The organism is Salinivibrio sp. IB574, assembly GCF_001996205.1.
GTDB classification, from domain to species: Bacteria; Pseudomonadota; Gammaproteobacteria; order Enterobacterales; family Vibrionaceae; genus Salinivibrio; species Salinivibrio proteolyticus.
The window spans coordinates 72,891-79,530 of sequence record NZ_MUFN01000023.1; the positions used below are offsets into that span (position 1 = coordinate 72,891).

Genomic DNA, 6,640 nt, shown 5'->3' on the forward strand with positions numbered 1-6,640 from the left:
CTACGGCCCATTGAATATGCAATTGGAACAGCCATGAATAAAGTCGTCGTATCAACCGACCATTCCCATTGTAGCTATCATATTTATCAGCCCAATCAATCCGACTGCCCATTGCTCCTGTTGCATGGTACCAATAGTGATGGCTTCGCAAGTTATAGCTCCCTTCTCGGTGCATTTGATCATCGCGAAATCATCGTTCCAGATTATGCCGGGTGTGGGGACTCCAGCTTACCCAACCATGAGCTGACAGTATCCGCTCTCGCCGATCAGGTGATCGCCATCATTAACGAGAGAGGCAGTAGGAAGGTTGATCTCGTTGGTCACTCACTCGGGGCTACGGTCGCCGCTTACGTTGCCGCGCAGCATCCTGATTTTATTAACCGATTAGTATTAAGTGCACCTTGGTGTCATGGTGATGACCCGCGCCACCAACTGGTGTTTAATACTTGGCAGACACTCGAAGAAATCGCGCCGCAACAAGCAACTGCGTTCGGGCTAAGCCATGTATTGAGTCCAACATTTCTGTCCAACATGGATCCAGAGCTGATAGCGCGTATATGCGCCACAAAGGGGTTGCCTGATACGCATCGAAGAATCGCTCTCGGTAAAGACCTAGATATCCGCCAGTATTTATCGAAAATTCAGGCCCCGACGCTCGTCTTAGCCATGGCGTTTGACACCCTTGTACCGTCTTACCGAGCCCAAGAAGTACAAGCCGCAATACCTCACAGTGAGTACGATGAAATACCGAGCGGTCACGCCGTTCAACTCGAAAATCCTTATCCGTGGGCAAATCGCATTAAGAGGTTTTTAACGACGAGTCATCTGGATGATAAGTCATTAATTTATCGTTTTGATAATAGCCGAGAGAAAAACAGATAACTGACATAAGTTACGTAACTTACGTCAGTTATGCTTTTTATGACGAGCCAGACTCATCCCCACTCTTCTCTGCAGTGTCAGCATCCGTCTCTGACAGGCAGTCTTTTTGCCGGACCAGATCGAGCGCGTAGGTATACGCCTGCTTCACTTCCTCTTTAAAGCTTTTCGCGCCAATTTGCGCCAGAAGTTGCGGGTAGTCTTTATTGTCTGGCTCTTGCAACCATTTCATCATCACTTGGTTTTTCAGCATGATGTTGCTAAGCCGGTCATCTCGCAGTGAGTCGGAGGCACCTTGCAGCATTTGCAGGCCTTGCAGCTCAACGGCGTTGCGCACAATTTCATCAGAAATGTTGGTTTTACTCATCGCCATCGTCCTCGCTATTAGCCTCGTCCTCTGGCTCAAAGCCGGTTTTCGATAAATCTGAGAACGACTCAGCTAGGTTATCATTCACTTCGCGGCAGCTTTTTATAATCGCATCGCGAAGCTCTTCGCCCATGGCCGCATCGGTACCATTGGACTCAATCAGTTTGTCGAGGTATTGGTCAAAGTCATCCGGTAGACCAAAATCGAGTGTCGGTGTTGGCATGATTCCTCCTAGCGCATGAGTTTAGAGAGCAGCACCATTAGCAGCCCTTGAATAATAGCGATAAAAAGCTGTACATGGGCGACCACGATGATCAGCAAGAACATGAGATTAAATGGATTACTCAACCATTTTTGAAACGCCTTGCCCGCGACAGTCGTGGTTTGTAGTGCCGTATCCCGTAAGTGGTCAACGGTATTTTGAACCAAGATGGAAGACGACAGACGCTTACCATCGCTCGCCACGTCTTCCTCCTCGTTCATAGTGACTTACGAATCAGCGATTTTATTGAGCTGCTTAGTCATCAGCAGCATGCGTTGGTTGCGGGCGTTCACTTGGTCTTGCAAGGTGGTTTCAACCGAGTTGTTGATAGAGCGCTGCAAATACGCACTCGACATCACATCGACCAAGCGACCTTTATGTTCGGTTTGCTCACGCAGGCTGATCACATCGGGTTTGTCGGCCACGGCGGTCTCCTTTTCAGTGGTGGATAAGGCATCGAGGCAGCACATCGGCTGCCTCGACACGTACACAGATCAGCGTGGCTTAATTGCCGCCGTCCATGATGTAGTTCACCGCTTTCGCGCCTGCCGCAGCCATTTGTGTCATGGCGTTGGAGGTCGCTTGCATTTGCGTGGCACCAGTGTGGGTAAACTCACGCACTTGCAGTTTTGAAAGCGCTGACAAGTCACGCAAACCATCCAGGTTCAGGCTTTGCGCCGAGGTGCTTGTGGTTTGATCCGCAACTTTCGGATCAACGCGGTCACGATAAGGTGATGGGGTAATACCATTTTCTTCAGGCATAGTACTTTCCTTTTTCAGTTAATATCTGCCACATGGCAGAGGGTTACTTTATGAAGCGACACACCCAAACAACATAAGGCAGTGCTTCCTTTGAGCGGGTTATTTCTTTCCCGCCATCACGTAGTTCACCGCTTTCGCGCCAGCCGCAGCCATTTGTGTCATGGCATTGGCAGTCGCCTGCATTTGCGTGGCCCCAGTGTGGGTAAACTCACGCACTTGCAGTTTTGAAAGCGCCGACAAGTCGCGCAGACCATCCAAATTCACACTTTGTGCAGACGAACTGGTGGTCTGATCGCCGACCTTAGGATCAACACGGTCACGATAAGGCACTGGCTCAATACCGGTTGCCGATCCTTGCGTGTTTTGTGCACCGCTTTCTGGCGCTTGATCTCCTGGTTCAGGCATAGATAGTCTCCTTTTCTTAGTTACCCTTGATTGGGTCTGCTTACTCTAACTGCGCCCATATCACGCTGTAATAGTGAAAACTTTCACGCTTCGGACAAAAAAGCGCTCCCCGCTACGCTCACGGCTTATTCATTACGCCGGAGAGACCATGCACTATCTAACCTTTACTCGAACTTCACTGCTGATAGCACTAACCTGTTTTGTGCTGCTGGCCTGTAAACCAAACGACCCACCCAGCGATCTCGCGCTGATTCAAACCCGTGGTGAATTAGTGGTCGCCACGCGCTTGGATGGCGTGGGCTGCTATTACGTGCAAGATAAGGTGGTGGGGCGAGAATGTGCGCTGCTAAGCGGCTTTGCCGAGCATCTGGGCGTGACACTGACAATAGACAAACAGCCAACGGTCGCGGCAATTATCGACCGTGTGAATCAGGGTCACGCCGATATTGGTGCTGCCGATCTCACCCAAACTACTCAGCGCGAGCGTCAAGTACACTTCTCGGTCCCCTTGTTTGAAACCCGTGAAGTATTAGTGCAGCGCAGCGACAAGCCCATCGGCCGTATTGCTGACTTGGTAGGCCACACGGTGTCGCTGCGTAAAAGCAGTGCGTATGTCGGCGAGCTAATACGTGCCGCCAAACGAGCAGGGGTGAACATTGGCCCAACCGCCGATGCCAACACCATTGGGCTGCACTATGTCGATGAGCACACCGCTACCTTGGCACTGGTTGCCGATGTGGCTGAAAAAGAGATCGACTTTACCGTGGCCGATGAACACATTGCCCGCAACGCCAACGTACGTGACAGCAATGTAGATGTCAGTTTAGTCTTTGGGGCACCACGGAACGTTGGCTTTGTGGTGAGTAAATACGGCGACGGCTCATTGCTCGATGCCTTAAATCGCTGGCTACAAAGTGATGCGGCACAGCGCATTCACGACACCTATCACCAACAGCAAACTGCGCCCGATACCACCCAAACTCGCACATTTTTATCCTCATCCAGCACCCTTAGCCCCTGGGACCCGATGTTTCAGCGCTATGATAATGCCCCGTTTGATTGGCAGTGGTTAGCAGCACAAAGCTATGTGGAATCGCGGTTTCGCGCCGATGCCGTCTCACCAGCAGGCGCCATGGGGCTGATGCAACTGATGCCGCCGACCGCTAAAGAAATGGGCGTTACCCAACCGTTTGATCCAGCAATGAACATTCGTGGCGGCGCCCGCTACAACCACCGTATGTATAAACGCTGGCACCACCTTCCCGAGCAAGACGCACTCGCGTTCTCGCTGGCCTCTTACAACGCAGGACTAGGTCATGTCTTAGACGCACGCGCCTTGGCCCGTGCTGACGGCGCCGATCCGGATAACTGGTTTAGCTCACCGACTCAACGCGGCGTGGAAGATTACATCACTGAGCTCGAGCATCAAGCCGTCTACCAACGTCCAGACATTCGCTACGGCTACTGCCGAGGTAGCGAGCCTAAGCACTATGTGCAGCGCATCTTTCGCCAGCGCAAGCATTACGCCGACTTAACCGGCGACGGGGAGTTATTTCCCGATGCCTCTACACCCGCCCACTCGGCACCCTAAATACTCTTTTTTGTAGAAGGACATTTCAATGAAACAATCACTTAGCTTTTACTTTGGTCTTAGCGGCACCGTCAGCCAGCGCCAGTTTTGGCTCTGCTTTGTGCTGCCATGGTTTGTTATTCAGTCTTTGATGGGGATTGCCGTCCAACATGACAGCATTCAATTGATGGATGGCATTTGGACACCACCCGAAGTGGTGTTTTCAGTACTGGGCTTTTTTATCCAACTGTTTGTCACCTGGGCCACCGTTGCACTGAGCATCAAGCGGCTGCGTGAACTCGGTTATCCAGCGCGCACCCTGCTCGCCATGATCCCGGGCTTAGGCACCCTTTGGGTGTGGTTCGAACTGCTCTTCTCTGCCCCTGATAACGGCCATCCACTCTAAGTATGCTGCGCCTGCTGCACTATGCAGTAGGCGCAGTCATCCACCATACGTTATCGGCCAATTCCGTATTTAACGCCACCGACACCCCCTGTTCGCTATACCCAACTCGGCTGAACAACACCGCAAAGTCAAAATGGGGGGAGTTATCGACATAGTGATGCACCTGCACATGACTGAGCCGCGCACACAATTCAGCAATGCCCGCCCGCACCTTTGCCGTCGGCTGATTAAGCCAAGCGGCTAACTCATCAATTTGAAAATGATATTTGTGCTGCACCGGCGGACATTCCATCGCCTGCGCACCAAACACGATCTGATGCTGAAAACGGATCCGCGCCATGATGTGCTGCGCCAGGGTATGAACCTCTTCATCCTGAAGGGGAGAGATGATCGCCACAGTAAACGCTCCTTTGATTAAGAGCCTTCATCCTGCTGGATTTGGTGCGCAAAGCCACAGAGCAAAAGTTCTCTATGCCGTTTTAAAACCCGACCTGCGTAAGCTCAATGCATACCTTACTTGACATGGAAATCAGTATGCAGTATGTCTCAAAAACAACACTAAATCATGATAATATCAATATTTCGCTTCTGTCTGAAAAAACCCGAGAACTGATCGACTTGATAGGTTTTCCAGACACTTACTTGTTGGTCTCGACATTGGGCGGACAGGACGTCTACATTCCCAAATACCCCGACCGCAGCAAGCTAATAAAAATACTGCCCCGAGAAAGCGTTGAAATACTCAGCCAGATATACGGCGGCACCTATCTCGCCCTTCCCACCTCACGCCAAATCGATATCCAAGAACGCAACAAAGCCATCGTCAAAGCCCTGTTAAACGGCGACTCACGCGCCAAAGTCGCCCGCCAGTTTGGGTTAAGCGTTCGGCAAGTGGCGAATGTGAGAAAGGAATTCCCCACCGATGAAGCACCGCCCTATTAAAAGTCACCGTTTATTGATGGATGATTGAAAAAAGGAGGACTTAGAACCTATCCCCAAAGGGGTTTATTCCAAATAATGAGGTCAAAATAAAAATGCAACACGGCCTCATAGTTTTCTATTTTTTTCTCCCAACGAACAGCAATCTACGGTAACGGTTTAACCAGCTATGGGTTCGCTCCACAACCCAGCGATGAGCCTTAATAAAATCATTAGATTACTTTAAGCTCGCAGCCTCTTCTGCTCGTGATTGAACATGAGGGATCTCCCGCCCTGAATCTAAGGCGTTTTGCGAAATAGCTCAAAAACCCGCATCACGCCGTTCTTGAAAGCGCCGATATGCGGAGATAGAGGTGTAAATTCCTGTCGCATTAAGCGTATTCCATTGACAACCTGTTCTTAGAACAAAAAGGATGCCGTTCATGGCATCACGATTATCAACTCTCTTTCGATGTGTTCCGAGAGGATAGTTTGTCTTGTGGATAGGCAGTAGAGGCTCAATTTTTTCCCAAAGAGCATCGGAGATTAGGTATTGCGTTGAACTCATTTACAGTGTTTTGAATAGGTGTCGGTTTAACTAAGACAATACCTATTGAGATAGGTTATAAGCCAAGTTTATGGCGTGACCTATCTTACACTGCCGACATCGCTGCAGATTGATATTCAGGGGAGAAATAAATCATTGCTCAATGAAGAGTCAAGATACAGAATCGCGATAAGATTTGGGATTGGAATAAGAAAAACATCCAACACACATAATCTATCCGAGATTCCTAATCTATTTTTATAGTTTATTTCATCGAAGATGACGACACGTTCGTGACAATTGCGAAATCATGCTGACTTTGAGGCACTAGCAGAGAGGAATGTGATTTTTGATGACGAGTCACGTTTAACCTCCTGATAGTAGATGAGACATATTTTAACCGATTATTGATATCAGAAACAAACTTTTATAGCCAAAACTGATTGACCTAGCCACTCGATACGTAATGGGCGTCACGTAATTTATTAGATAATTAGGGCCGGAATGACGGATCTATATATCAC

General features: G+C 49.6%; 11 protein-coding genes and 1 pseudogene. 4 read left to right on the forward strand and 8 right to left on the reverse strand.

Annotated features, from left to right (window positions below):
* Window positions 1-33 precede the first annotated feature (33 nt).
* On the forward strand, window positions 34-882 hold the full coding sequence (locus tag BZJ17_RS12255) for an alpha/beta hydrolase (protein WP_077640910.1): 849 nt from the start codon (window positions 34-36) through the stop codon (window positions 880-882).
* Between the two features lie 37 nt (window positions 883-919).
* Here BZJ17_RS12255 and BZJ17_RS12260 read toward each other — a convergent pair whose 3' ends face one another.
* From BZJ17_RS12260 to BZJ17_RS12285, 6 genes are all read right to left on the reverse strand, one after another.
* On the reverse strand, window positions 920-1,246 hold the full coding sequence (locus BZJ17_RS12260) for a hypothetical protein (protein WP_077640911.1): 327 nt from the start codon (window positions 1,244-1,246) through the stop codon (window positions 920-922).
* On the reverse strand, window positions 1,239-1,469 hold the full coding sequence (locus BZJ17_RS12265; RefSeq protein WP_077640912.1) for a hypothetical protein: 231 nt from the start codon (window positions 1,467-1,469) through the stop codon (window positions 1,239-1,241). The genes BZJ17_RS12260 and BZJ17_RS12265 overlap by 8 nt, the downstream gene beginning before the upstream one ends.
* Before the next feature lie 8 nt (window positions 1,470-1,477).
* Complete coding sequence (locus tag BZJ17_RS12270) at window positions 1,478-1,729, reverse strand: hypothetical protein (protein WP_077640913.1); 252 nt, start codon at window positions 1,727-1,729, stop codon at window positions 1,478-1,480.
* Window positions 1,730-1,735: 6 nt separating this feature from the next.
* Window positions 1,736-1,933: a hypothetical protein gene (locus BZJ17_RS12275; RefSeq protein ID WP_077640914.1), complete on the reverse strand. Its 198-nt coding sequence runs from the start codon at window positions 1,931-1,933 to the stop codon at window positions 1,736-1,738.
* Window positions 1,934-2,012: 79 nt separating this feature from the next.
* Entirely contained in the window at window positions 2,013-2,270 is a 258-nt protein-coding gene (locus BZJ17_RS12280; RefSeq protein ID WP_077640915.1) for a hypothetical protein, read from the reverse strand.
* Between the two features lie 99 nt (window positions 2,271-2,369).
* On the reverse strand, window positions 2,370-2,675 hold the full coding sequence (locus tag BZJ17_RS12285; protein ID WP_077640916.1) for a hypothetical protein: 306 nt from the start codon (window positions 2,673-2,675) through the stop codon (window positions 2,370-2,372).
* A 148-nt stretch (window positions 2,676-2,823) separates the two neighbouring features.
* On the opposite strand from BZJ17_RS12285, the gene BZJ17_RS12290 reads away from it, so the two are divergent.
* Together BZJ17_RS12290 and BZJ17_RS12295 are read left to right on the forward strand one after the other, a co-directional pair.
* Window positions 2,824-4,266, forward strand: coding sequence for a transporter substrate-binding domain-containing protein (locus tag BZJ17_RS12290; RefSeq protein ID WP_077640917.1), 1,443 nt, complete (start codon window positions 2,824-2,826; stop codon window positions 4,264-4,266).
* A gap of 28 nt (window positions 4,267-4,294) precedes the next feature.
* Complete coding sequence (locus tag BZJ17_RS12295) at window positions 4,295-4,651, forward strand: DUF805 domain-containing protein (RefSeq protein ID WP_077640918.1); 357 nt, start codon at window positions 4,295-4,297, stop codon at window positions 4,649-4,651.
* Between the two features lie 19 nt (window positions 4,652-4,670).
* Here BZJ17_RS12295 and BZJ17_RS12300 read toward each other — a convergent pair whose 3' ends face one another.
* A complete protein-coding gene (locus BZJ17_RS12300; protein WP_077640919.1) occupies window positions 4,671-5,048 on the reverse strand; it encodes a hypothetical protein in 378 nt (125 codons plus the stop codon).
* A 137-nt stretch (window positions 5,049-5,185) separates the two neighbouring features.
* On the opposite strand from BZJ17_RS12300, the gene BZJ17_RS12305 reads away from it, so the two are divergent.
* A complete protein-coding gene (locus BZJ17_RS12305) occupies window positions 5,186-5,593 on the forward strand; it encodes a helix-turn-helix domain-containing protein (protein WP_077640920.1) in 408 nt (135 codons plus the stop codon).
* A 47-nt stretch (window positions 5,594-5,640) separates the two neighbouring features.
* Here BZJ17_RS12305 and BZJ17_RS12310 read toward each other — a convergent pair.
* Window positions 5,641-6,137: pseudogene (locus BZJ17_RS12310) on the reverse strand (transposase).
* Between the last annotated feature and the right edge of the window lie 503 nt (window positions 6,138-6,640).